The 22,990-nt window shown below is 70.0% G+C and carries 23 protein-coding genes; 10 read left to right on the top strand and 13 right to left on the bottom strand.

Annotation, left to right across the window (positions count from 1 at the left end):
• Positions 1 to 10: 10 nt before the first annotated feature.
• Genes ACFOWZ_RS02355 through ACFOWZ_RS02340 form a run of 4 tightly spaced genes read left to right on the top strand, consistent with a single transcriptional unit; the run spans position 11 to position 2,931 of the window.
• Positions 11 to 760, top strand: coding sequence for a hypothetical protein (locus ACFOWZ_RS02355; RefSeq protein WP_382367865.1), 750 nt, complete (start codon positions 11 to 13; stop codon positions 758 to 760).
• Between the two features lie 28 nt (positions 761 to 788).
• Positions 789 to 1,619: a PfkB family carbohydrate kinase gene (locus tag ACFOWZ_RS02350; RefSeq protein ID WP_382367862.1), complete on the top strand. Its 831-nt coding sequence runs from the start codon at positions 789 to 791 to the stop codon at positions 1,617 to 1,619.
• Between the two features lie 50 nt (positions 1,620 to 1,669).
• Positions 1,670 to 2,407: a DUF4397 domain-containing protein gene (locus tag ACFOWZ_RS02345; protein ID WP_382368282.1), complete on the top strand. Its 738-nt coding sequence runs from the start codon at positions 1,670 to 1,672 to the stop codon at positions 2,405 to 2,407.
• Positions 2,407 to 2,931, top strand: coding sequence for a class F sortase (locus tag ACFOWZ_RS02340; RefSeq protein ID WP_382367859.1), 525 nt, complete (start codon positions 2,407 to 2,409; stop codon positions 2,929 to 2,931). The genes ACFOWZ_RS02345 and ACFOWZ_RS02340 overlap by 1 nt, the downstream gene beginning before the upstream one ends.
• Before the next feature lie 21 nt (positions 2,932 to 2,952).
• Here ACFOWZ_RS02340 and ACFOWZ_RS02335 read toward each other — a convergent pair whose 3' ends face one another.
• Genes ACFOWZ_RS02335 through ACFOWZ_RS02325 form a run of 3 tightly spaced genes read right to left on the bottom strand, consistent with a single transcriptional unit; the run spans position 2,953 to position 5,512 of the window.
• Entirely contained in the window at positions 2,953 to 4,656 is a 1,704-nt protein-coding gene (locus tag ACFOWZ_RS02335; protein WP_382367856.1) for a dihydroxy-acid dehydratase, read from the bottom strand.
• Between the two features lie 58 nt (positions 4,657 to 4,714).
• Positions 4,715 to 5,050 carry a nuclear transport factor 2 family protein gene (locus tag ACFOWZ_RS02330; protein WP_382367853.1) on the bottom strand — a complete coding sequence of 112 codons (336 nt, stop codon included), beginning with the start codon at positions 5,048 to 5,050 and terminating at the stop codon, positions 4,715 to 4,717.
• 57 nt (positions 5,051 to 5,107) lie between these two features.
• Positions 5,108 to 5,512, bottom strand: a complete 405-nt coding sequence (locus tag ACFOWZ_RS02325) for a helix-turn-helix domain-containing protein (protein WP_382367850.1) — start codon at positions 5,510 to 5,512, stop codon at positions 5,108 to 5,110.
• A gap of 109 nt (positions 5,513 to 5,621) precedes the next feature.
• Between ACFOWZ_RS02325 and ACFOWZ_RS02320 the strand changes: the two genes are divergently transcribed.
• The 5 genes from ACFOWZ_RS02320 (at position 5,622) to ACFOWZ_RS02300 (ending at position 11,264) form a co-directional block, all read left to right on the top strand.
• The gene (locus ACFOWZ_RS02320) at positions 5,622 to 6,881 is read left to right on the top strand and encodes a hemolysin family protein (RefSeq protein ID WP_382367847.1); all 1,260 of its coding nucleotides are present in this window, start codon (positions 5,622 to 5,624) and stop codon (positions 6,879 to 6,881) included.
• Positions 6,878 to 7,909 (top strand): hemolysin family protein, encoded by a 1,032-nt coding sequence (locus tag ACFOWZ_RS02315; protein ID WP_382367844.1) that lies wholly within the window; start codon positions 6,878 to 6,880, stop codon positions 7,907 to 7,909. The genes ACFOWZ_RS02320 and ACFOWZ_RS02315 overlap by 4 nt, the downstream gene beginning before the upstream one ends.
• A 31-nt stretch (positions 7,910 to 7,940) precedes the next feature.
• A complete protein-coding gene (locus ACFOWZ_RS02310) occupies positions 7,941 to 8,882 on the top strand; it encodes a sporulation protein (RefSeq protein WP_382367841.1) in 942 nt (313 codons plus the stop codon).
• Positions 8,883 to 8,995: 113 nt separating this feature from the next.
• Positions 8,996 to 9,349: a DUF6292 family protein gene (locus ACFOWZ_RS02305; RefSeq protein ID WP_382367839.1), complete on the top strand. Its 354-nt coding sequence runs from the start codon at positions 8,996 to 8,998 to the stop codon at positions 9,347 to 9,349.
• A gap of 190 nt (positions 9,350 to 9,539) precedes the next feature.
• Entirely contained in the window at positions 9,540 to 11,264 is a 1,725-nt protein-coding gene (locus ACFOWZ_RS02300; protein ID WP_382367836.1) for an AfsR/SARP family transcriptional regulator, read from the top strand.
• On the opposite strand, the gene ACFOWZ_RS02295 is transcribed toward ACFOWZ_RS02300, so the two are convergent.
• The 8 genes from ACFOWZ_RS02295 to ACFOWZ_RS02260 all read right to left on the bottom strand — a co-directional run bounded on the left by ACFOWZ_RS02295 (position 11,261) and on the right by ACFOWZ_RS02260 (position 20,937).
• Positions 11,261 to 11,623, bottom strand: a complete 363-nt coding sequence (locus tag ACFOWZ_RS02295; RefSeq protein ID WP_382367833.1) for a peptidase inhibitor family I36 protein — start codon at positions 11,621 to 11,623, stop codon at positions 11,261 to 11,263. The two genes, ACFOWZ_RS02300 and ACFOWZ_RS02295, sit on opposite strands and share 4 nt — an antisense overlap.
• 1 nt (position 11,624) lies before the next feature.
• Positions 11,625 to 12,035, bottom strand: coding sequence for a peptidase inhibitor family I36 protein (locus ACFOWZ_RS02290; RefSeq protein WP_382367830.1), 411 nt, complete (start codon positions 12,033 to 12,035; stop codon positions 11,625 to 11,627).
• Between the two features lie 71 nt (positions 12,036 to 12,106).
• Positions 12,107 to 14,272, bottom strand: coding sequence for an MMPL family transporter (locus tag ACFOWZ_RS02285; protein WP_382367827.1), 2,166 nt, complete (start codon positions 14,270 to 14,272; stop codon positions 12,107 to 12,109).
• A gap of 5 nt (positions 14,273 to 14,277) precedes the next feature.
• Positions 14,278 to 14,829: a TetR/AcrR family transcriptional regulator gene (locus tag ACFOWZ_RS02280; protein WP_382367824.1), complete on the bottom strand. Its 552-nt coding sequence runs from the start codon at positions 14,827 to 14,829 to the stop codon at positions 14,278 to 14,280.
• 168 nt (positions 14,830 to 14,997) lie between these two features.
• Positions 14,998 to 17,430 (bottom strand): non-ribosomal peptide synthetase, encoded by a 2,433-nt coding sequence (locus ACFOWZ_RS02275; RefSeq protein ID WP_382367821.1) that lies wholly within the window; start codon positions 17,428 to 17,430, stop codon positions 14,998 to 15,000.
• The gene (locus ACFOWZ_RS02270; protein ID WP_382367818.1) at positions 17,427 to 18,428 is read right to left on the bottom strand and encodes an ABC transporter ATP-binding protein; all 1,002 of its coding nucleotides are present in this window, start codon (positions 18,426 to 18,428) and stop codon (positions 17,427 to 17,429) included. The genes ACFOWZ_RS02275 and ACFOWZ_RS02270 overlap by 4 nt, the downstream gene beginning before the upstream one ends.
• Entirely contained in the window at positions 18,425 to 19,864 is a 1,440-nt protein-coding gene (locus ACFOWZ_RS02265) for an ABC transporter permease (protein ID WP_382367815.1), read from the bottom strand. The genes ACFOWZ_RS02270 and ACFOWZ_RS02265 overlap by 4 nt, the downstream gene beginning before the upstream one ends.
• A 62-nt stretch (positions 19,865 to 19,926) precedes the next feature.
• A complete protein-coding gene (locus ACFOWZ_RS02260; protein WP_382367812.1) occupies positions 19,927 to 20,937 on the bottom strand; it encodes an iron ABC transporter substrate-binding protein in 1,011 nt (336 codons plus the stop codon).
• A gap of 203 nt (positions 20,938 to 21,140) precedes the next feature.
• On the opposite strand from ACFOWZ_RS02260, the gene ACFOWZ_RS02255 reads away from it, so the two are divergent.
• Positions 21,141 to 21,317 carry a DUF1905 domain-containing protein gene (locus ACFOWZ_RS02255; protein ID WP_382368279.1) on the top strand — a complete coding sequence of 59 codons (177 nt, stop codon included), beginning with the start codon at positions 21,141 to 21,143 and terminating at the stop codon, positions 21,315 to 21,317.
• Here ACFOWZ_RS02255 and ACFOWZ_RS02250 read toward each other — a convergent pair.
• Both ACFOWZ_RS02250 and ACFOWZ_RS02245 read right to left on the bottom strand, forming a co-directional pair.
• Positions 21,290 to 22,423 carry an endonuclease/exonuclease/phosphatase family protein gene (locus ACFOWZ_RS02250; RefSeq protein WP_382367809.1) on the bottom strand — a complete coding sequence of 378 codons (1,134 nt, stop codon included), beginning with the start codon at positions 22,421 to 22,423 and terminating at the stop codon, positions 21,290 to 21,292. The genes ACFOWZ_RS02255 and ACFOWZ_RS02250 overlap by 28 nt on opposite strands.
• Positions 22,424 to 22,557: 134 nt before the next feature.
• Positions 22,558 to 22,929 carry a hypothetical protein gene (locus ACFOWZ_RS02245; protein WP_382367806.1) on the bottom strand — a complete coding sequence of 124 codons (372 nt, stop codon included), beginning with the start codon at positions 22,927 to 22,929 and terminating at the stop codon, positions 22,558 to 22,560.
• Positions 22,930 to 22,990: the final 61 nt, after the last annotated feature.

The following is a 22,990-nucleotide window of genomic DNA, read 5'->3' as shown; positions in this document are numbered from 1 at the left end:
GGAGGGCAAAGTGAAGCAGTGCATCAACTGCATGACCCGGTTGCCGCGCAGAGAGGTCACCGAGGTCGCGTGGTGTGCCTTGTGCGCGCCGTGCCTGAGTGCGGTGTCGGATCAGATGAAGGTGCTGCACGACAGGCCCGGTGGCGCTGCCGTGCAGATCCTGCAGTGCGGGTGGTGCGGTGTCACGCGGTCGTGCGGTGCCGGCTCGCGCACGCGGTGCCTGGTGTGCCTGGACGACAGGTCGGTGCCGGACCCGGCGGTGCAGAAGATCGCGGGCCGGCTCGAGCTCGACGGCACCTGGCGGGAGAACTCGGAGCTCATCGCCGCGACGACCGTGAAGATCCGCCTCGCCAAGTACTTCCAGCCGGGCTGGACCGTGCTCGCGACGGACGTGCACGGTCTGCCGTGGACCGGTTTCCGTTGGCTGACGAAGTCACACGGCACGTGGGGGCGCAACGACGAGACGGGTGAGGTGCAGCAGCTCAAGCACTCACGCGGCGAGGAGAACCTCCTTTACCTGGTGCGGTACGGGAAAGTGCTGAAGTTCGGGCGCGGGAACGCCGAACGCGTGGGCGGGCACGTTGCGCAGGGTGCTGTTCCCGTTCTGGTGCTGTCGGCGGCCAGGCAGGACGTCACGGTCGCGCGTGACCGGTTGAAACGCTTGCACCGCACGGAAATGGTGTCGCAGCGGACGCCGGTGGACCTCTTCGCGGTACTCCCCGACGGCCTCGACGTCACCGATCGGTACTCGCGGAGTTGATCGGAGCTCCACCGGGTAGTCCACCACCGTGGACGAGATCGTCGTGGTGGGACAGATGGCACGGGACCTGGTTCTCGTCGTGGACGAGGTGCCGGGTCCGGGCGGCACGGCGCCGGTGCGGGAACGCCGCGAGATGCTGGGCGGCAAGGGCGCGAACATCGCGGTCGGCCTGGCCCAGCTGGGCGCGGCGGTCGAGCTCGTGGGCGTGGTCGGAGACGACGACATCGGCGAACGGCTGACCGCCCGGGCCGCCGCGGACGGGATCGGGACCGGGGCCGTGGTGTCCAGGAAGGGCTGTGGGACCGGGTTGATCGTGAACGTCGTCGCCGACGGCTGGCGATCCTTCGAGGACCTGCCGATAGACCTCATCGCGCGTGCGGCGGCTGTGGTGGTGCAGCTGCAGCAACCGCCTGAGGTGGCGCTCAAGGCCGCACGCGCGGCGACGGGGTGCGTCGTGCTCGACGGCGCACCGGACCGTCTCGGCGACGAGCTGCTGGCGTGCGCGGACGTCGTGCGCGCGGACCACCAGGAGGCCGAGCTGCTGGTCGGCCGGAAGATCACCAGTGCGGACGACGCGGTGCGGGCGGCTCACGAGGTGCGTGAGCGGGGTCCGCGGTTCGTGGCGTTCGCCGTGGACGACGTCGGCAACGTGTTCGCGTGGGACGGGGGAGAGCTCGTGGTGCCGCTGGGGGACGTCGAGGTCGTGGACACGACCGGTGGTGGTGATGCGTTCGTGGCGGCGTTGACGTTCGCTCTCACGCGTGGAGACGGCCCCGAGGACGCGGCGCGCCGGGCGGTCGAGGCGGCCGGAGCCACCGTGACGCGTCCAGGTGGGCGTCCTGACCTCACCGGATGCTGATCAGCCGCGTTATCGTTGTTGAGGTCCGGTGAGGGGAGGTCCGCGTGCGAATGCTCGCAGTCGTGCTGTTGCTGCTGCTCTGCGCTGCCCCGGCGCAGGCCGCGACCGGCACGTACGTGCGCATCGGGCACTTCTCGATGGACCAGGCACGCGTCGACGCCACCCTCGACGGGGTGAAGCTCGGCACGCTCGACTACGCCGACCTCTACGAGTACCGGCGCGTCGAGCCGGGGGAGCACGTCGTCGAGTTCCGCACGGGCGGGGCGGACCCGGGCAGCCCGGTGCTGCGGTCCGTGCTGGTCAAGGCGGGTGCGGGCGAGGCGTACACCGTCATCGACATCGCGTCGTCGATGAAGGTCCTGGAGGACGACGTCAGCCTGCCGCCGAACGGGCAGGCGCGGCTGCGGGTGATCAACGCGGGCGATGCCGAGATGGACCTCGTGCGCGGTGGCACCTCCGTGCACCGCAACGTGCAGGCGAACTCCACCACCGGGTACGTCCTGGTGCAGCCGGGCTCGGGTGAGCTGCAGGTGCTGCAGCGCGGCAAGGACTCGACGCGGCTGGAGGCGCCCATCGAGGCGGGCGCCGTGTACTCGCTGCTGGTGAGCGCCCGGCGGATCGAGCTGCGGACCGACGCCAAGGCCGCCGAGGTCGTGCCCGGCGGCGGCACGGAGACCGGGTTCGGCGGCATGGCGGGCGGCTGGGACTGGTTGACCGCGCTGGTCATCGCGCTCATCGTGGGCATCGCGATGTTCTCGGTGCGCGGCAGGCTGTTCCGGTTCGGCTGATGAGCAAGGCCAAGCTCGTGATGGGCGCGGCGGTGCTGGTCACGTTGATCTACGTCGTCAAGGGCCCCGGCGCCGACGAGGTGCCGGAGCCGGTGACCGTGCGGATCCCGTCGATCGGCGTGGAGACCACCCTCGAAGCCCTGAAGGTCGACTCGGCCGGGGTGCTGGAGCCGCCGACGCGTGCCGACAAGGCCGGGTGGTACGCGAAGGGGGTCGCGCCGGGTGACGCCGGCCCCGCGGTGATCGCGGGGCACGTCGATTCGAAGACCGGGCCGGGGGTGTTCTTCCGGCTGCCGGAGCTCAAACCCGGTGCCGAGGTGCTGGTGGAGCGCAAGGACGGCAGCAAGCTGACGTTCGTCGTCAACCACACGTTCTCCACGGAGAAGACGGCGTTCCCGACGGCCGAGGTCTACGCGCCGACGCCGTTGTCCGAGCTGCGGCTGGTGACGTGCGGCGGCGAGTTCGACCGGGTGGCGGGCAGTTACCGGAACAACGTCGTCGTCGAAGCTGTGCTGAAGGTCTGATCTGCCAAAGCGGCGACCAGCTCAGTGCGACTCGCGGGCGACCTCGCTGCCGCTGGACCCGACCAGGAAGTCCAGGTCGGCACCGGTGTCGGCGCCCAGCACGTGGTCGACGTAGAGCCGTTCCCAGCCGCGCTTCGGTGACGCGAACGCCGCGGTCATCTCGGCGCTGGGCGCCCGGTCGGCGAAGTCCGGCGCTTCCACGTCGATCCGCCGGTTCTCCACGTCGAGCACGATGACGTCACCGGTGCGGACCAGGCCGAGCGGTCCGCCCGCGGCCGCTTCCGGTGCCACGTGCAGCACGACCGTGCCGTACGCGGTGCCGCTCATGCGTCCGTCGCAGATCCTGACCATGTCCCGCACGCCCTGTTCCAGCAGCTTCTTGGGCAGCGGCATGTTCGACACCTCCGGCATGCCCGGATAGCCGCGCGGGCCGCAGCCGCGCAGCACCAGCACCGAGTCGGCGTCGACGTCGAGGTCCGGGTCGTCGACGCGGGCGTGGAAGTCCTCGATGCTGTCGAACACCACGGCCTTTCCCCTGTGTTGCAACAGGTGTGCCGACGCGGCCGCTGGTTTGATCAACGCGCCGGACGGTGCCAGGTTGCCGCGCAGCACCGCGATCCCGCCTTCGGCGATGATCGGTTCGGTCCGGCTGTGGATCACCTCCGGGTCCCAGATCGGGGCGTCGTCGAGGTAGTCGACCAGCGGCAGGCCCGTGACCGTCAACGCGGTGGGGTCGAGCAGGTCGCGGACCTCGCGCAGCACGGCCAGGAGCCCGCCGGCGCGGTGGAAGTCCTCCATCAGGAACCGGCCGGCGGGCTGGAGGTCCACGAGCAGCGGCACGCCGGAGCCGATGCGGTCGAAGTCGTCGAGGGTGAGGTCGACGCCGAGGCGTCCGGCGATGGCCAGCAGGTGCACGACGGCGTTGGTGGAGCCACCGATCGCGGCCAGCGCGACGATCGCGTTGTGGAAGCCTGCCTTGGTCAGGAACGTGCTGGGGCGCCTGTCCTTCTCGATCAGCTCGACGATCAGGCGGCCCGTGCCGTGGGAGGCTTCGAGGAGCCTGCTGTCGGGCGCGGGAGTGCCCGCCACGCCGGGGACGACGGTGCCCAGCGCCTCCGCGACCAGTGCCATCGTGGACGCGGTGCCCATCGTGTTGCAGTGGCCGCGGCTGCGGATCATCGCGGATTCCGAGCGGGCGAACGCCTCCTGGGACAACGTGCCGGCCCGGACCTCTTCGGACAGTCGCCAGACGTCGGTGCCGCAGCCGAGGGGGATGCCGCGGAACGTGCCGGTCAGCATCGGACCGCCGGGCACCACGATCGCCGGGATGTCCACGGACGCGGCGGCCATCAGCAGCGCGGGGATCGTCTTGTCGCACCCGCCGAGCAGCACCACGCCGTCCACGGGGTTGGCGCGCAGCATCTCCTCGGCGGCCATCGCGGCCATGTTGCGCCACAGCATGGCGGTCGGGCGGACGTTGGTCTCGCCCAGCGACACCACGGGGAGGTTGAGCGGGATGCCGCCGGCCTCGTGCACGCCGTTCGACACCGACTTCGCGACCTCGTCGAGGTGCGCGTTGCACGGGGTGAGGTCGGAGGCGGTGTTGGCGATGGCGATCTGGGGGCGGGCGAAGGCGTCGTCCGGTGCGCCGCGGCGCATCCAGGCGCGGTGGATGTAGGCGTTGCGGTCCTGACCTGCGTACCAGTGCGCGCTGCGGAGGGTCACGCTCCCGTCGTACGGGTCGGCGTGCGAATGCGCAACCTTTTCAGCGGACCCGGTGCGGCTACCGGAGGCTCGCCAGGGCGTCCGTCGCCCGGTCGTCCAACGGGCTGCCGTGGCGGTGCACCATCCGCCACGCCCCGTCCTCGCGGCGGAAGACCGTGGTGACGCGCAAGGCGTAGGACTTCGGGGCCCCGGCAGGGTCGAGCACCTCGGACCGTTCGATCGCGCACACGTACCCGATGTCACCGCTCGACTCGGCGGCCACGACCTCGATGTCGAGGGATCTGCTGCCGTGGAACCACTTCTCGATGGTGTCGAAGATCTGCTCGACCTCGGACCAGCCGACGCCGCCCATGGCCGCGCCGAACAGCACCACGGGGTCATCGTGCGACCACATCTCCTTGCGTGCGGCGGGTCCGGCAAGCATGACTCCGCGGGTCGGCCCGCGCAGGCCTCAGAGCGGCAGGTCGGGCGGGAGCTGCAGCGCGATCGTGATCAGCGAGTGGACCCGGTTGGCGATCACCGTCAGCAGCCCGTGCATCTCCGGTGACGCGGCGTCGCACGCTTCCTGGAGCGTGCGCAGGTCCGTGTCGATCTGGCCGAGCACCGCCGCCGTGTCGGCCGGCCGGGCCGTGAACGCGCGGGCGATGTCCTCCAGTGGCAGGCCGTGGACCTCCAGGCGTTGCACGAGGTGGATGCGGTCCACGTCGTCCGCGCGGTAGAGGCGGTAGTTGCTGGCCGTGCGCTGGGCGGGGCTGATGAGGCCCAGGGTCGTGTAGTAGTCGACGGTGCGGATGCTGACGCCCGCGCGGGCGGCGAGCTCACCGATCTTCAGGAGCGATTCGGACAAATCGACCACCTCCGTCCTGAAGCTGCGGGCCGAAACCGTACAGTGCTACGTGCTACTGTTGGAGTATGCCTGATGAAGCCGACACAGACGGCTGTAGTACGTGGCCGGGTGCGACTTGTTGATCGCGTCCGGCTTGCTCGCCATCGTGGTCCTGACTGTGGCCACGGGCTATTTCGTTGCTCAGGAGTTCGCGTACATGGCGGTCGATCGCGGCCGTCTGCAGCAGCTGGCGGAGGCCGGTTCCAAGCCCGCCGAGCGTGCGCTGCGCGTGACTTCGAAGCTCTCCTTCATGCTGTCCGGTGCCCAGTTCGGCATCACGGTGACGGCGCTGCTCGTGGGGTACGTGGCCGAGCCGTTGCTCGGCACCGGCCTGGGCGTGCCGGGCTCGATGGTGATCGCGCTCGTCTTCGCGACCTTCGTGCAGATGGTGCTCGGTGAGCTGCTGCCGAAGAACCTCGCGATCGCCCGGCCCGAACGGCTGGCGCTGGCGTTGAGCGGGTCGACGCTCGCGTACCTGAAGGTCGCCGGGCCGGTGATCCGGTTGTTCGACGCGGCCGCGAACCGCCTGCTGCGCGCGATCGGCATCGAGCCGGTCGAGGAGCTGCCGCAGGGTGCGACGCCGGACGACCTCAAGCAGATCGTCGAGGACGCGGGGGAGCAGGGTCACCTGGATCCCGAGCTGACCCGGTTGCTGGAGCACGGCATCGGGTTCCGCGACCTGGTCGCGGAACAGGCGATGACGCCGCGCGTGAACGTCCACACGGTGCGGTTCGACGAGCCCGCCGCTCGCGTGGTCTCGTTGCTGGACACCGGGAACTCGCGTTTTCCCGTCGTCGGTGACGACCTCGACGACCTGCGCGGTGTCGTGGGCCTGGCCGAGGTGCTGACCCTGACGCCTGAGGAACGTTCCTCGGTGGCGATCGAGAAGATCGCCTCGCCCGCCCTGGTGGTGCCGGCGACGCTGCCGTTGCCCGCGGTGCTGGAGCGGCTGCGCACCGAACGCCGTCAGCTCGCCTGCGTGGTCGACGAGTTCGGCGGGTTCGCCGGCGTGGTCTCGCTGGAGGACCTGGCTGAGGAGCTGGTCGGCGAGATCCACGACGAGGACGACCTGGTCGAGGACACGATCGCGGCTCTGGGTGAGCACCGCTGGCAGGTGCCCGCACGGCTGCGGCTGGACGAGGTCGAGGACGCCACCGGTGTGGCGCTGCCGGAGGACGACGCCTACGACACGGTGTCGGGTCTCGTGCTGCACCGGCTCGGCCGCGTGGCGCAGTCCGGTGACGAGGTCGTGGTGGACGGCGTGACGCTGCTGGTGACGGCGGTGGCGCGCAACGTGCCGGACTCGGTGGAGATCAACGTGCTGGAGGTGGCCCGATGAGCATCGTCATCTCCGTGGTCCTGCTGGCGCTCAACGGGTTCTTCGTCGCCGCCGAGTTCGCGTTGATCGCGGCGAAGCGGCACCGCCTGGAGCAGGCGGCCGAGACGTCACGGGCGGCGCGTGCCGCCGTGGCCGGTGTCCGGGAGCTGTCGCTGATGCTCGCGGGTGCCCAGCTCGGCATCACGCTGTGCACGCTGGGGCTGGGCGCGCTGGCCAAGCCTGCCGTCGCGGACCTGCTGGAGCCGGCGCTGAAGCTGACCGGGCTGCCGGACGCGTTCGCCTACGGTGTCGCGTTCGCGATCAGCCTGGTGCTGGTGGTGTTCCTGCACATGGTCGTCGGTGAGATGGCGCCGAAGTCGTGGGCCATCGCGCATCCCGAACGGTCCGCGTTGATCCTCGCGCTGCCGTTCCGCGCGTTCGCCCGCTCGGTCCGCTGGGTCCTCAGTGGACTGAACTCGACGACGAACCGCCTGCTGCGCCTGATGAAGGTCGAGCCGCAGGACGAGCTGGCGCAGGCGCACCGGCCGGACGACCTGCGGATGCTGCTGCGGCAGTCCGCCGAGCACGGCCTGATCCCCGAGGCCCAGCAACGGTTGCTGACCCGGATGCTCCAGGTCCAGCGCACGACGGTGCGCGAGGTCATGGTGCCGATCGCGCAGACGTCGACGGTGTCCCCGCACACCACCGCGAGGGAGATCGAGCGGCGCAGCCTCCAGTGTGGACGGTCGCGCTTCCCGGTGGTCGACCTGCGCGGCCGGTACGTCGGCCTGGTGCACATCCGCGAGGCCATGCGGGCCACGGCGCGCGGTGAGGACCCGGCGGCGCAGGAGCTGATGGGTCCCGTGCTGACGCTGTCCGCGTCGATGCCGGTGGCGCAGGCCGTGACCGAGATGCGGAACGCGCGTGCGCAGCTCGCGCTCGTCGAAGACGGCGGAATTCACGGCATCGCCGCACTGGAAGACCTCCTCGAAGAGCTGATCGGCGACTTCGAGGATGAAACAGACACCCGTCCGGTCGGCGCCCGCTGACCGGAGTTTCCCTCCGAGAGGAAACGCGAAAATGTTCAAACGGATGCTCAGCGCTTTCGGCGTTGGCGGCCCGTCGGTCGACACCGTGCTGGACTCGCCGCACGCCGCGCCCGGCCAGGTCGTCACCGGGCAGGTGCGCATCCAGGGTGGCAGCGCGGACGCCGAGATCGGCCAGGTCGTGCTGTCGCTCGTCACCCGCGTCGAGGTCGAGCACGGCGACCACGAGTACGGCGGCGTGTCCGAGTTCATGAGGGTCGTCGTGCAGCAGGGCGTGCGGGTCGCCGCAGGTCAGCTGCTGGCGATCCCGTTCCAGCTGCCGATTCCGTGGGAGACCCCGATCACCGCGGTGGGCGGCGCGCCGCTGCCGGGCATGACCGTGGGCGTGCGGACCGAGCTCGTGATCGCGGGTGCGCCCGACAAGGGTGACCTCGACCCGGTGCTGGTCCACCCGCTGCCCTCGCAGGACGCGGTGCTCAACGCGTTCGGGCAGCTCGGGTTCGCGTTCCGCAGTGCCGACGTCGAGGCGGGGCGCCTGCACGGCGTGCCGCAGGAGCTCGGTTTCTACCAGGAGATCGAGTTCTTCCCGCCGGCCCACTTCGCCGGCCGGATCCAGCAGGTCGAGCTGACGTTCGTGGCCAACCCGCACGAGCTCTACGTGGTCCTCGAGGCCGACAAGCGCGGCGGGATGTTCTCCTCTGGCGGTGACGCGTTCGGCCACTTCCGGCTGTCGCACCAGGAGGCCCAGGTCGCCGACTGGGCGTCGTCCATCAACGGCTGGCTCTCGCAGATCGCCGAGCGCGGCGCCGCGATGTACGGCTACGACCAGCACGGACACCACGGCGGTCACCACGGTCGCGGTCCCGGCATGGGCACGGTCGTCGCGGCGGGTGCCGCGGGTGTCGTGGGCGGCATGGTGATGGGCGAGATGCTCGACGACGCGTTCGAGGACTTCGGCGACTTCGGCGGCGAGTGAAGAACGACGGCTGAGCGAGGTTTGCCCGGTTTCCGGTCGGCGGAACGGGGTATTCGGCCCCTGCGTCAAGCAGTCGGCGCTGTTGCCCCGTTCGGACGGAAGGCGGTGACGACGTGGTGGCGCTGGCGCAGGTGCTCGACTACGCGCTGCGAGTGACGCGGGAACTGGGTCTGAGCGGCGAGTCGTCGTGCGTGGACAGGGACAGGCCGTTGCGGGTGTACATCGCGGTCGACGGCAGGCTGCCGGGCCATCCGGACTGCGATGTCGCGCTGCTGTGGTCGGAGTGCCACGGGTGGGCGATCGCGGTCGAGGAGCCCGGCGGCTCCGAGCTGACCGTGGTGGCCCACCTGGGTGGCGCCGTGGAACCGCCGCCGCGCACAGTCGCGCGGTGGGTGCGCCGCGTGTTCGCTCAGCCGTCCCGGCCGGCGACGGTCAACACGGCCGTGCACAGTGGACACGTCGCCTGACCGGAAATCGGTTCACAAATGTTTTCGGGTAATTCTCGGCGGAATTGCCGCTTCTTGAAAAAATGTTTCAGAACTGCGGCGTTATTCCATGCGAGTGATCCACGTGTGCGACGTTTTGGATTGCGCCGAAGTGCATGCGACGAGTTCACCTGCTGTGCCACCCTGAACAAAGGGGAGGTACTGGGGGAGCATGGTGTACTTCAGAATGCTGGGTTCGTTGCGCGTTGAACGAGAGGGTCAGGAGATCGCGATCGGCACCCCGCAGACGCGCACGGTGCTGGCGCTGCTGGTGTGGCACGCGAACGACGTCGTGCCGCTGGGGCGGGTGTTCGACGAGCTGTGGGGTGACGCGCCGCCGTCGTCGTCGAAAGTTCAGGTGCAGGGGATCATCTCGCGACTGAGACGTCTGCTCGGCAGGGAGCGGATCCGGACCACGGCAACGGGGTACGTCCTGCGCGCCGATTCGGGGGAACTCGATGTCGAGCTGGTGCGCGAGGACCTGGCCAGGGCGCGGGAACTCGTCGCGAACGGTGACGTGGCGCTCGGCGCGACCCGGCTGCGGGAGGCGCTCGGCCGCTGGCACGGACCCGCGAACCCGGAGTTGGCCGAGCCGGTGGCCGGTCAGCTCGCCGAGCTGCGGATGACAGTGCTGGAGGAACGCGTCGACGCCGATCTCCTGCTCGGCGGCAGCGCGGACCTGGTCGGCGAGCTGACGGCGGTGGTGGCCGAACACCCGCTGCGGGAACGGGTGCGCGCCCAGCTGATGACCGCGCTGGCCCAGCGCGGCCGCGTGCCCGAGGCGCTGGAGGTGTTCCACGCGTACCGGCGCACGATGATCGAGGAACTGGGTGTCGAGCCGTCCGCGCGGCTGACCGCGCTGCACGCCAGGATCCTGAGTGGCGAGGAACGGCCGACATTTCCGTTGCGGCGCAAGGAACACCGGCCGAACCAGCTGCCCCCGGTGCCGTCCGACTTCGTGGGCAGGGCAGGCCTGCTCGCGGAACTGGCCGCCGCGCTCACCGCACCGGAGCGCGCCCGGCCGCCGCTCGTGGTCATCTCCGGCACGCCGGGCGTGGGCAAGACGTCGTTCGCGGTGCAGCTCGCTCACCGCGTGCGCGAGCGGTTCCCGGACGGCCGGCTCTTCGCGACGGTGCACGGTGACGACACAACGCCTGTGCTGCACCAGTTCCTGCGCGCGCTCGGGGTGCCCGCCGACCTCGTGCCGGACGGAGGGCAGGAGTGCTCGGCGCTGTTGCGCGACCTGCTGACCGGCCGCAGGGTGCTGCTGGTCGTCGACAACGCGGCCGACGCGAGCCAGGTGCGCCCGTTCGTGCCCGCCGAACCCGGTTGCGCGGTGCTGGTGACGAGCAGGCGCGCACTCGGTGAGCTCGAAGGTGCGCGACTGGTCCGTCTCGGGCTGCTCACCGCGGGCGACTCGGTCGAGCTGATCACGAGGATCGCCGGTGCGCCACCCGGTGACGCGCTGGTCGCGTGCTGCGGCGGTCTGCCGCTGGCGTTGCGGATCGCGGGCGCGCTGCTCGTCAGTCGTCCACATTGGACCTGCGACGATCTGGCCGGCCGGCTGGCCGATCACCGCACCCGGCTCGACTGGCTCGAGGCGGGTGACCTGGACGTGCGGGCGTGCTTCACCGCGTGCTACCGGCGGTTGCCCGCGGAGCACCAGACGTTGTTCCGCCGCATGGGTCTGCTGCCCGCGGCTCCGGTGCCCGCGCGGGTCGCGGCCGCACTGCTCGACGGCGGACTCGACCACGCGGAACGGGTGCTGGAGGACCTCGTGAGCTGGCACCTGGTGACCGTGGTCAGGCGTGGCGGCACCACCTGCTACGGAATGCACGACCTGTTGCGCTGTTTCGCCGCCGAACAGGCCGAACCCGACCAGCACGCGGTCGTTTAGCAAGGACGCAGCGACGACACCTGATTGCTCATGGACGGCAGCAGGTTCCCGAAGGTGTTGGGCGCCACTTCAGCGAGAAGTCCCCTGTAGTTGCGTCCGTCGTAGAGGCACCAGGGCACCTTGGTGCGGTTGAAGACGCTCGCAACGTTGTTGTCGATGCCGACGGGCAGCTCGGGGGCGCCTCTGGTGAACGAGGCGAACAAGCCCGTGGCGCCGGGGCCGGTCCACACGCAGAACCGGTTCACGGCGCACTGGTCGATGGAGGCGGTGGAGGCCGGGGAAGCGACGGCCGGGGCCGCTGCGAGCAGCGACCCCGCCATCACCACACCGGCGATCAGCGCCGATGTCGTGCGTGCCATGTCAGGGACACACCCGCAGGGAGGTGATCCTGTTGCGGTACTGGGCGTCGAGGTTGCCCTGGACGCCGGGCGGGATGTGGCCGAGCAGCGACGTGTAGTTGGCGCCGTCGTAGAAGCACCAGTACTGGCTGGTGCGGTTCCACGCGCTCTCGGTGTTGTTGTTGAGCCCGCTGGGGCCGGGAGCGGCACCCAGGTTGGCGTCACCGACGGCGAAGTAGCCCCACGGGCGGCCACCGTTGAGGTTGTTCCAGATGCACATCCGGTTGGCGGGGCAGTCGCTGTAGGCGGTGATCGACACGTCACCGGCGGGCTCGACGATTCCCCGGCTGGGAGTGGACGCACTCGCGGGCATCGACACCAGCGCGGCCGCGAACGCGGCGCCGGCCAGGACCGTCATCGTCTTGCGAATCAAGAGAGTTCCCCCTTCTCGGTGAGGCGGGGTTCGCCTCACCGAGAAGACTGGGGAATGCCGCTATGCGCCCGCTAACCGCGGCTAACCGCGCCGACGGGTTCCGGCTCGTCCGTCTTGGACAGCTCGTCGAGTGCCGTGCCCTCGACGTCGAGCTCCGGCAGCCAGCGCAGCCCCTTCGGCAGCCACCAGGCGCGCTCACCGATCAGGGCCAGCGCGGCCGGCACGAGCACCATGCGGACCACGAACGCGTCCACGAAGATGCCCACGGCCAGGGCGAAGGCGATCGACTTCACGGTCGCCTCGCCCGCGGGGACGAAGCCCGCGAACACCGAGAACATGATCAGTGCCGCGGCCATGACGACCGGGGCCGCCTGGCGGAAGCCCGTGGTGATGGCCTCGATCGGCTTGGCACCGCGGTGGTGCGCCTCGTGCATGCGGGACACCAGGAAGATCTGGTAGTCCATGGCCAGGCCGAACAGGATGCCGATCACCAGGATCGGGGTGAGGCTGATCAGCGGGCCGGTGGCGTCGAGGTTGACCGCGCTGGAGAGCCAGCCCCACTGGAACACCGCCACCGTGGCGCCGAGCGACGCGCCGATGGTCAGCAGGAAGCCGAGGACGCCGACGAGCGGCACCAGCAGCGAGCGGAACACCAGGATCAGCAGCACGAGTGCGAGGCCGACGACGACCGCGAGGTAGATCGGCAGCGCGCGGTCCAGAGACGTCGCCACGTCCACGCTCACCGCGGTGGCGCCGGTGACGTAGGCCTTGCCACCCTCCACACCGGACAGTTCGGTGCGCAGGTCGGCGACGAGCTGTTCGGTCGCGGGGCTGTCCGGGCCCGACTTCGGGATGACGGTGACCATCGCGGCGCTGCCGTCCGGGCTCGGCTGGGCCGGCGTCACGAGAGCGACGTCCGCCATCTTCGCGATGGGTTCCGCGGCCTTGGTGGCCGTGGCGGCGGCGCCGTTGCCCTCGACCAGGACGATGATCGGGCCGTTGAAGCCCTCGCCGAAGCCCTGCGCGAGGATCTGGTCGGCACGTTCCTGGGTGGAGCCGGCGGGCGGCTTCTGGATCAGCGTGGTGTCCATGGACGCCACCGGGATCGCGACGACGCCCAGCGCCACGACCGAGAGCAGCAGCGCGACGACGCGGTTGCGGGTGACGCCGCCCGCCCAGCCGCGGATTACCCCGCGGTCCTTCGGTTCGGCGTCGGGCTGCGAGCGTTCCTTGCGGGTCAGCACGCGGCGGCCGAGCATGCTCAGCACCGCGGGCACCAGCGTGATGGCGATCAGCACCGCGACGACGATCGTGGCGGCGGCCGAGACGCCCATCTGCGTCAGGAACGGGATGCCGGCGATCGCGAGGCCGACCAGCGCGATGACCACGGTGAGACCGGCGGTGACGACGGCGGAACCGGCCGTGCCGACCGCGGTGGCGACGGCGTGTCCGACGTCGGAGCCGCGGCGCAGTTCCTGGCGGTAGCGGTTGATGATGAACAACGCGTAGTCGATGCCGACCGCGAGTCCCAGCATCGAGGCGAGGACCGGCGTGGTCGACTGCAGGTCCATGAACCCGGACACGATCGTGATGCCGAGCGTGCCGATGCCGACGCCGATGCCGGCGGACAGCAGGTTCATGCCCGCGGTCACCAGCGAGCCGTACGTCAGCGCGAGGATGACGAGCGCCAGCACGACACCGAGGACCTCGCTGGGCCCGCCGACGTGCGGCGTCTCCTGCATCGCGGTGCCGGTGACCTCGACGGTCAGCCCGCTCGCCCGCGCCTTGTCGACGGCCTTGGTGAGCTCGGCCCGCTGATCGTCGGTGACCTCGCCCGGCTTCACGTCGTAGGTGACGGTGCTGTAGCCGACGTTGACGTCGCGGTTGACGCTGGGCGCGGCGGGGTCGAGCGGGTTGGTCGCCGACCGCACGCCCTTCAGCGCGGACTCGTCGGCCACCAGGTCGGTGATCGCCTTGACGTGCTGCGGCAGCTTCTGGCCCTCGGGCGCCTTGACGACGACACGGGCGGTCGCGGTCTCGCCGGAGCCGAACTTCTGCTGGATGCGCTCCAGGGCGGTCGTGGACTCCTGGCCGGGGATCGACATCGACTGGGACGTCTCACCGCCGAGCGTGAAGGCGCCGACACCGGAACCGACCAGCACCAGCAGCCAGATCAGGACGACGGAGAGCCGGTGCCTGTGCGCACCCAGTCCCAGTCTGTAGAGCAGTTTCGCCATGGTGGTCAGGCCTCCTGGTGGCCGAGTGCGTCGTAACAGGTAGCGAGGATCAAGGGGCGCCACGTCGTCTTGTCGCCCTCCTTGTTGGCAAGGAGGGTCAGCACGGCCATGGCGCTGAGCGCGCCGACGATCCGGACCGCGCGCGGGAGCTCTTTCTCGGGGTCGATGACGAACATCTCGTTGATCAGCAGTTCGTCCTGCGCCTGCTGCGGGTCCTCACCCGGTGCCGTCATCGACCGGAACAGCAGTGAGACCAGCCCGGGACGGTCGAGCGCGACGTCGGTGAGCAGCTCCAGCGCCCGGCGTTCCCGCGCGTGTCCGGCCGGCATGGGGGCGACGAGGTCGGCCACCTGCTTGCTCAGCACGCGGCTCTGCGCCCACGCCGCTTCGAAGAGAGCTTCCTTGCTCGGGAAGTGGTGCAGCAGGCCCGCTTTGGACAGGCCGACGGCGTCCGCGAGCGACTTCAGCGAGGTCTGCTCGAAGCCGTGCCGGGCGAAGAGCGCGGCGGCGGCGTCGAGGAGCTTCTCGTCGACTCCGGTCCTGGGCTGTCGTGGCATGCCGACGACTTTACGACGTTTACCGACCGGTTCGGTAGGTAAACCGACCGAAATGGTCGGTGGCGTTCGTCACCACAATGGGTGAGTGATCGAGATGTCCGCCGTGGTCGCCGCGCACCACCTGGATGGGGGAGGAGCTCGCCGAACGGTTCGACGAGCACTTCCAGATCAGCGCGCCGCTCTGGCGACCCTGGTGATCCCGCTCCACACCGCGCAGCCCACCGCGATGCACACCACCCAGACGATCGCCGCCGGCACCTCCGGTTGCAGGTGCGGGAAGACGGCGTAGTGCGTCAGGTAGATGGCGAGTGAGGCGCTGGCGAGCAGGCTGAGCGGGGTGAGCAGGGCGCGCGGCACCGGCAGGCGGGACAGTGACAGCAGCAGGATCAGGCCCGCGATCACGACGATCTCGCGGGAGAGGTCTTCCATGCGGCCGGGGACCATCGCGACCACGACCACCACGACGAGGCCCTTCTGCCACAGCGCGGCGTGGTTGATGGCACTGCGCTGGGCGAGCCAGCCCAGCGCGATGAACCACGCCGCGCCGAGAGTGGTCATGTTGCGCATGAAGAAGTCGCCTTCGACGGTGAACCTCAGCGCCAGCGTCAGGCCGAGCAACGCCAGCGCGAACGCGTAGCCGTGCCGTTGTTCCCAGCGCCTGAACGCCGGGATCACGAAGACCAGGGCGCACAACAGGAGGAAGTGCACCAGGACCTCGGCGAACCAGTAGCCGGCGGCGCCGACCCGTGTGAAGTTGTTGACCAGCAACACGTTGTCGAGCGTGACGTCGTCGGTGACCGCGGCCCGGTAGACGAGCCAGAGCGACGTCGGCACGGCGATAAAGGCGGTGGCGCGCAGGATTCGCACCGGATCGGCGGGCAGCAGGAAGCGGGCGAGGTTCCAGCCCGCCACCACGAGCAGCAGATGTGCGCCGCCGAGCAGCTTGAAGAACCCGACGTGCGAACCGACGATCAGCAGGATCGACAACGCCCGCAGCACGATCGTGGTGTCGATCATCGGCAGACGACCGCGCCTGCCGCGGAGTTCTTCCAGTGACGACACCGGCGTCGTCGGCCAGTCGCGGGGCAGGTCGCCCAGCAACCGTTGCAGCCGCACGGTCATCTGCACGTAGCGCAGGGAGTCGCCGCCCAGCGAGTTGAACGTCGCGTCGGACGGCACCGACCGCACGCCGAGAACCGTCGCGAAGATCTCGCGCACCGACGCCGACTCGGGATCCTGGGGCGCGGCGACGGCCTTGTAGTCGATTTTCCCGTTGGACAGCAACGGAATCGACGTCACCGAGTAGGCGCGTACGGCGGACGCGGGGAGGCCGGTGAGGGCGCGGATCAGCCGCACCGCGCGGTCGGCCGGGCCGAGCACCGCGACGACCAGACCCTCGTCGTCGCCCGTGCAGGCCACGCGGAGGCCGTCCGCCAGCAGGGAGCGTTCGACCTGGTCCAGGTCGACGCGCAGCCCGAACGGCTTCACGAACCGGTTCTTGCGGCCGGTCACCGAGTACACGCCGTCCTCGACCGAGCCGAGGTCTCCGGTCCGCAGCTCGAACGTCGTGCGGCCGAGCGCCAGGTCCGCGGGGGAGTGCGCGTAGCCGAGCATGACGTTGGGGCCGCGGAAGACCAGCTCACCGTCGTCCAGCAGCAGCTCGCCGCCGGGGATGGCGACCCCGATCGCGGACGGGTGGGTTGCTGCGAGTTGCGGCGGCAGGTAGGCCATGCGCGCGGTGGCCTCGGTTTGGCCGTACATGACGAAGAACTGCCAGCCGCGCTCCAGGCCCAGCGCGGCGTATCGTGCGACGTCCGCAGGGGCCAGCCGCCCGCCGGCCTGCGTCACGTACCGCAGCGACGGCACGTCCATGCCGGCGAACCCGACGCCGTCGAGGAGCCCGAACGTGTGCGGCACGCCGTGCAGGCTCGTCACGCCGTGGGAACGCACGAGGTCCCAGAACTCCGGCTCGATCACCGAGCGCCCGGTCAGCACCAGGCCGGCTCCGCGCGCGAGGTTGCTGTTCACGACGGACAGGCCGTAGCAGTAGTGCAGCGGCAACGACGTGATGGCTCGGTCGGACGGCCTGATGTCCAGGTAGGTGGCGATCGCTGCGGCGTTCGCGGTGAGGCTGTCGAGGCTCAGCCGCACCAGCTTCGGTGATCCGGTGGTGCCGGACGTCGACAGCAGAAGGGCGAGTTCGGGATGCAGGTCGTGGACGGTGCCGTGGTGCCGTTCGATCCACGTGCCGGAGGTCCTCGCGTCAGAGTCGTGCGCCGTGCCCTCGTGCCGGTCGTCCCACGAACCGGAGATCACCACATCCGGGTCGTAGGCCGACACGAGCGCCGGAACCTGCGCCGCCGCCGCGAGCACCACCGGGTGCCGCCCACGCAACGCCGCCAGGTACGCCACGATCGAGTCGATGTCGTTCTCCGCGGCGAGCAGCACGAGCCGGCGCGTCGTGCCGAGCCGTTCGCAGGCCGCCGCCACGCGCCGGTCCAGCTCCTCGTAGGTGAGCGAGCCGTCCTCGGTCACGAGGGCGAACCGGTTTCCGTGGACGGCCAGGTCGTCGGCGAACCCGAGGTCCGCGGTCGCCGTCACGGTGTGTCCCCGAAGAACAACGCCGGACCGTCGACCGACACCGAGACCGAGTCCCCGGCCCGCACCTCGACGCGTCCCTGGACTCGGGACCGCACCTGCGTGCCGTCGGCGAGGCGCAGCAGCACCGTCGCGTCGTGGCCGTGGAACCGCACGTCGTCCACAGTGGACATCACTCCGCCGGAGCCGAGGATCAGCTGTTCCGGGCGCACCAGGACGGTTCCGGGTCCGTCGCCGGACGTCCGCAGCTCGCCGAGCGGCGTGGCGACCAGGCCGGAGCGGGCGACGCCGGGGAAGGTCACCGCCTCGCCGACGAACAGCGCCACGCCGAGGTCGGTGGGGGAGGTGTAGATGGTCTGCGGCCTCGCGAACTGCGCCACGGCACCGTCGCGCAGCACCACCACGTGGTCGGCGATCCCCAGCGCCTCTTCCTGGTCGTGCGTCACGAGCAATGCCGTCGCACCGGCCGCCTTCAGCGTCGCGCGCACGTCGGCCCGGAGCTCCTCGCGCAGGCCGGCGTCCAACGCGGAGAACGGCTCGTCGAGCAGCACGACTCCCGGTCGTGGTGCCAACGCACGGGCCAGCGCGACCCGTTGCGCCTGGCCGCCGGACAGCTCAGCGGGCATGCGCGCACCGAAGCCCGCGAGTCCGACCAGGTCGAGGAGTTCCTCGACCCGTGAGCCGCGGTCACCTCGCCGGAGGCCGAACCCGACGTTGCCCGCCACGGTCAGGTGCGGGAACAACGCGCCTTCCTGCGGCACGATCCCGATCCCGCGCTGTTCGGGCGGCACGGCGGACGTCAGCTGCCGCCCGCCCAGCCACACCTCGCCCGACGACACGGGGTGAAAGCCCGCCAGCACGCGCAGCAACGTCGTCTTGCCGCACCCGGAAGGTCCCAGCACGGCGAGCAGACCGCCTTCCGGCACCTCGAAATCGACCTCGCGCAGCACGGGATCCCCGCCGTAGCCCGCGACCAGTCGTTTCACGCTCAAGCCGCTCACCGCTCACCTCCCAGGAACCTGTCCAGCACCACCGCCGGAATCGCTGCCACCACAAGAAGAACCGCCGCATAGGGCGCCGCCGCGGCATACGCGGCGACCTCCGTGCGCGTCCACAGCTCGGTCGCCAGGGTGTCCATCCCGGTCGGCCGCAGCAGCAACGTCGCCGGCAACTCCTTGGCACAGGTCAGGAACACGAGCGCGGTCCCGGCCAGGATCCCCGGCGCGGCCAGCGGCACCGTCACCCGCCAGCCCGTCTCCCAGCGCCCGACGCCGAGCGACCGGGAGACGTCCTCCAACACCGGTGGCGCGTGCGCCACACCTGTGCGCACCGCCCCGATGGCCAGCGGCAGGAACAACACCGCGTACGCGAACGCGAGCATCGGCGTTGTCTGGTACAGCGCCGGGGCGAACCGGATGCCGAAGAACACCAACGCGAGTCCAACGGTGATACCCGGCAGCGCGTGCCCCGCGAAACCGGCCAGCTCGACCCCTCGTACGAGCCGGCCCTGGTGCCGCGCGGCCAGGATCCCCACGGGCAACGCCAGAACGAGAGTCAGCAGCGCGCCGAACGCCGACACCGCGACCGTGTTCCCGGTGGTGGCGAGGACGTCCGCGACGGAGAACGTCGACGTGCCCGCCACCAGCCACCACACGAGACTGACCACCGGCACACCGAGCGTCAGCAGGACCAGCACGACCGTTCCCGCCAACGCCGGCACCCGCGCCCGTCCCAGCGGCACGGTCGACGGCTGCCGCCGGCCGCGATGCGCGACCACACCACGTGCTTTGCGTTCGCCGATGGTCAACGCGATCGCCAGCACCACCAGCACCAGTCCGAGAACCGCCGCCGGCGTGCGGTCGAACGACGCCCGGTAGCTCGTGTAGATGCCGAGCGTGAACGCCTCGTACCGCATCAGCGACACCGCGCCGAAGTCGCTCAGCACGTACAGCGCCACCAGCAGCCCACCGGCCAGCGCCGCGGGCCGGATCTGCCGCAGCGTCACGGAGAAGAACACCTGACGGCTGGTCCGCCCGAGTGACCGCGCGACCTCCTCCACCGCCGGGTCGGCCGTGCGCAACGCGGCCGCCACCGGCAGCAGCACGTACGGGTACGACACCAGCGTCAGCACCACGAACGCGCCCGCGAACCCGGTGAGGTCCGGCACCACGGAGATCCACGTGAACCCGGCGACGTACGACGGCACCGCGAGTGGCAGCACCAGCAGCACGCCGAAGGCCCTGCGCCCCACCAGGTCCGAACGCACCACGAGCCACGCGCCGAGCACGCCGAGGACGAGGCACGAGGCCGTCACCGCCACTGCGAGCGACAGGCTCCGCAGCGCCAGTTCCGCGGTCCGGGTCCGCGCGAGCACGTCCCACACGACCTCCCCGCCGCGTTCGAACGACCGCACGGCCAGGTACGCCAGCGGCAGCACGGCCGCCGCGGCGACGAGGAGGGAGAGCGTGGTGAGTGCAGGTGCGGCCCGGTGGGCGGGCCTCAGGACAACCCCGCTTCCTGCAACAGCTTCACCGTCTCCTGCAGGGACGAGAGCTTGGAGAGGTCGATGTCGGGGGCGTGCAGGTCCGTGATGGGCGGCAGCTGGTGCTTGCCGGGCTTCACCCCGGGATTGGCCGGGTACTCGGCGGTCACGTCGGCGAAGTGCCGTTGCGCCTGCTCGGACAGCAGGAACCGCACGGCCTTCTGCGCGGCCTCGCTCTGGTTGCTGCCCTGGACGATCCCGACGCCCGCCACGTTGACCAGCGCGAGCGGGTCACCGCTGCCGGCGCGGTGCAGCCTGGCCTTGACGTTCGCCTCGCCGCCCTTCTCCGCGACCATCGCGTACCAGTAGTAGTGGTTGATCAGTCCGAAGGGGAGCTGGCCGTCGTCGACGGCCTTGAGGATGCTGTTGTTGTTGTCGAACCGCTTGGGCTCGTTGGCGGCGAACTTCGTCAGCCAGTCCTTGGCGAACTCCTCGCCCTTGAGCACGCGGACCGACGTCACGAACGCCTGCCACGACCCGTTGGTCGGCGCGTACCCGATCTTGCCCTTCCACTTCGGGTCGACGACCTCTTCGACCGTCTGGGGCAGCTCGCTCTCCTGCACCACACGGGGGTCGTAGGCGACGACGCGAGCACGCGCGCTCGTGGCCACCCACCGCTTGTCGCGCGCCTGGTAGTTCTCCGGCACCATGCCGAGCACGTCCGCAGGCAGCTCGGCCAGCCTGCCCTGCGCGCCGACCGCGCCGAGCGCGCCCGCGTCCTGCGAGAAGAACAGGTCGGCCTCGGTTCCCTGACCTTCTTCCAGCAGCTGCGCGGCCATTTCCCCGCTGCCGCCGTAGCGCACCTGGACGTCGATTCCGACGGCGGCTTCCAGCTGGTCGAGGAGGGCGCCGACCAATTGTTCGTTGCGGCCCGAATAAATGACCAGGTCGTTCGCGGAACTGCAGGCCGTCAACGTCGACGCCAACAGAGCGGCGACCAACGTCACGGTGCGTGCACGACGCCTCACCAGCAGTCCTCCTCGACTCGCGCCCCAGGTCAGAGCGGGCGCAGACAAGGTAAAGCTAACCTAAGGCAGCATTCAAGACGTGGAGGCCATTACGTGATGCGACGACGGACACATCACCTGTTTGGCCCCGTAATGTGGGCATGCTCGTCTTCGACGCGGAATTGTGGCTCTGGGACGCCCGGCGTATGGACACGTAACCTTTCCTGACGCGTGGGCTCGGTGTCTCGACGTGGTCGACGTCGGTGTTCCCGGACAAGCAGTCCGGCTGCTACGTGCTGCCGATCAAGGCCGCTGTGCGCAAGAAGAACGACGTGGTGCCGGGAGACGTCGTGGAGGTGACCGTCGAGGTCGTTCAGGCGCTCCAGTCGATGTCGGCGTAGATCGCCGCGTGGTCGCTGGCCGCGTGCACCTCGTTGGTCAGGGTTTCGTAGACATCCCAACGGTTCTTCGTCCGCGGCCCGCGCCACACGCCCTTGCGGAAGACACCGCCGCCGGTGGCCTTCGCGAACAGCTCCGGGGTGAGCAGGACGTAGTCGATCTTGCCCTTCTCGTTCACGCCGCGGTACGTGCCGAGGCGGTGGTCCCAGTCGAAGTTCTCGTGCTCGCTGATGTCGCGCAGGCCGGTGCGCTGGAAGAGCGGCCGCAGCGCCTCGCTGTCGGCGGTGTCGTTGAGGTCGCCGACGACGGCGACGTGCTCGTGGCCCTCGTCGCGCAACCGGTTCACGATGCGGGCGATGCGGACCGCCTGGCGGAACCGGCGGCGGGCGCCGATCGGGTCGCCGGGAGCGCCGTAACCCTTGGACTTCAGGTGGTTCACGAGCACGACCAGTTCGGGGCCGGCGGGTGTGCGCACGTGGTACTCGGCGCAGTCCCTGGAGAAGATCACGCCCGAGTTGTCCTTGGCGTACACGTGGGTCCGGATGGTGATGACCTCGTGCGCGTCGCGTGTCAGCAGGCCGACGTTGATGCCGCGCTCGTCGTTGCCGTCGATGAGGTGGACCTCCTCGTACGGGGTCCAGCCGACGTTCTTCAGCATGCTGGCGGAGAACATGTGCAGCAGCTCGCGGGACTCGGCCTCGACCACGCCGAGGACGTGGGCGCCGACGTCGCGCATCACCTGGGCGGTGTGCCGCGTGGCGAGCTCGCTGATGGGTTCGGTGGTGAGCTCCACCCAGCCGACCCAGGACTCGCGACCGCTTGCCACGACTGAGGTTTCGCCGGTGCGGTGCCGCGCGAGGAACCGGCCGCGGATGCGTCGCAGGATCGCGTACCTGCTGCGGTCGCTGCGCAGCAACTCGAGCGTTGCCAGGTGTTCGAGCAGTTCTTCCTTGACCTCTGGCGAGTAGGTCTCGGCGGCGATGAGCTCGTTGAAACGCGCGTGGGCGGCCAGAACCGGGGCCGCGTGCTTCGTCGCGCCCCTGGCCATCACCTTGGGGCGCTCGAACATGTTCTCCACGTTGAACGACCCGATTCGCGTGGTGCTCATCGGTTCCAGGGTCGCATGTGGAGGAACGCCTCCGCCCTGGTCTGGTCGGGTGATCTTTCGCTGGTCTGGTGGTGGAGGGCCCCGCGGCTGGGCTGCCGGCTGGTGTCCGGGGCCCTCCAGGTATCAGAACCCGATCACGGGCAGCGGCTGCCGCCGAGGATCGACACCTTGTTCGGCATGCCGTGGTCGATCTTCTTGTCGCCCTTCGTCCGTGCCGGTGCGACGAAGCACTTGTTGAAGCGCTCGCCGCTCTCCTTCACGAACTCCAGCTCGATCGCGCGAGCCTGGTTGCAGTGGTTGTTGTAGTAGACCGTCGTGCTGACGTTGCCGTCGCCCCAGGAGATGTTGATCTTCTTGCCTTCCGGCGTGCGGCACTTCGCCGACTTGCGGTGCACTTCCTGGACGGACACGTCGCCGGAGGTCTCCGCGCTGGCGACGGCGGGAACGAGCCCTCCGAGTGCGAGCCCCAGACCCGCGACTGCCAGGACGAAATTACGAGACTTCACGAATACCCCTTGATATCTGAATCCGGAGAGATGTCCCGCGAACCGTTCGGTCCGCGACCAC

The sequence above is a fragment of the Lentzea rhizosphaerae genome (assembly GCF_042649515.1).
Taxonomy (GTDB): Bacteria; Actinomycetota; Actinomycetes; order Mycobacteriales; family Pseudonocardiaceae; genus Lentzea; species Lentzea aerocolonigenes.
This window is presented reverse-complemented; position numbering and strand designations above follow the sequence as displayed.

What these genes read in the sequence shown, in the direction of transcription:
- ACFOWZ_RS02300 (WP_382367836.1), top strand. Translation starts at nt 9,540, where the DNA reads ATGGTGTACTTCAGAATGCTGGGTTCGTTGCGCGTTGAACGAGAGGGT.
- ACFOWZ_RS02310 (WP_382367841.1), top strand. Translation starts at nt 7,941, where the DNA reads ATGTTCAAACGGATGCTCAGCGCTTTCGGCGTTGGCGGCCCGTCGGTC.
- ACFOWZ_RS02285 (WP_382367827.1), bottom strand. Translation starts at nt 14,272, where the DNA reads ATGGCGAAACTGCTCTACAGACTGGGACTGGGTGCGCACAGGCACCGG.
- ACFOWZ_RS02295 (WP_382367833.1), bottom strand. Translation starts at nt 11,623, where the DNA reads ATGGCACGCACGACATCGGCGCTGATCGCCGGTGTGGTGATGGCGGGG.
- ACFOWZ_RS02280 (WP_382367824.1), bottom strand. Translation starts at nt 14,829, where the DNA reads ATGCCACGACAGCCCAGGACCGGAGTCGACGAGAAGCTCCTCGACGCC.
- ACFOWZ_RS02340 (WP_382367859.1), top strand. Translation starts at nt 2,407, where the DNA reads ATGAGCAAGGCCAAGCTCGTGATGGGCGCGGCGGTGCTGGTCACGTTG.
- ACFOWZ_RS02315 (WP_382367844.1), top strand. Translation starts at nt 6,878, where the DNA reads ATGAGCATCGTCATCTCCGTGGTCCTGCTGGCGCTCAACGGGTTCTTC.
- ACFOWZ_RS02250 (WP_382367809.1), bottom strand. Translation starts at nt 22,423, where the DNA reads ATGAGCACCACGCGAATCGGGTCGTTCAACGTGGAGAACATGTTCGAG.
- ACFOWZ_RS02330 (WP_382367853.1), bottom strand. Translation starts at nt 5,050, where the DNA reads ATGTGGTCGCACGATGACCCCGTGGTGCTGTTCGGCGCGGCCATGGGC.
- ACFOWZ_RS02345 (WP_382368282.1), top strand. Translation starts at nt 1,670, where the DNA reads ATGCTCGCAGTCGTGCTGTTGCTGCTGCTCTGCGCTGCCCCGGCGCAG.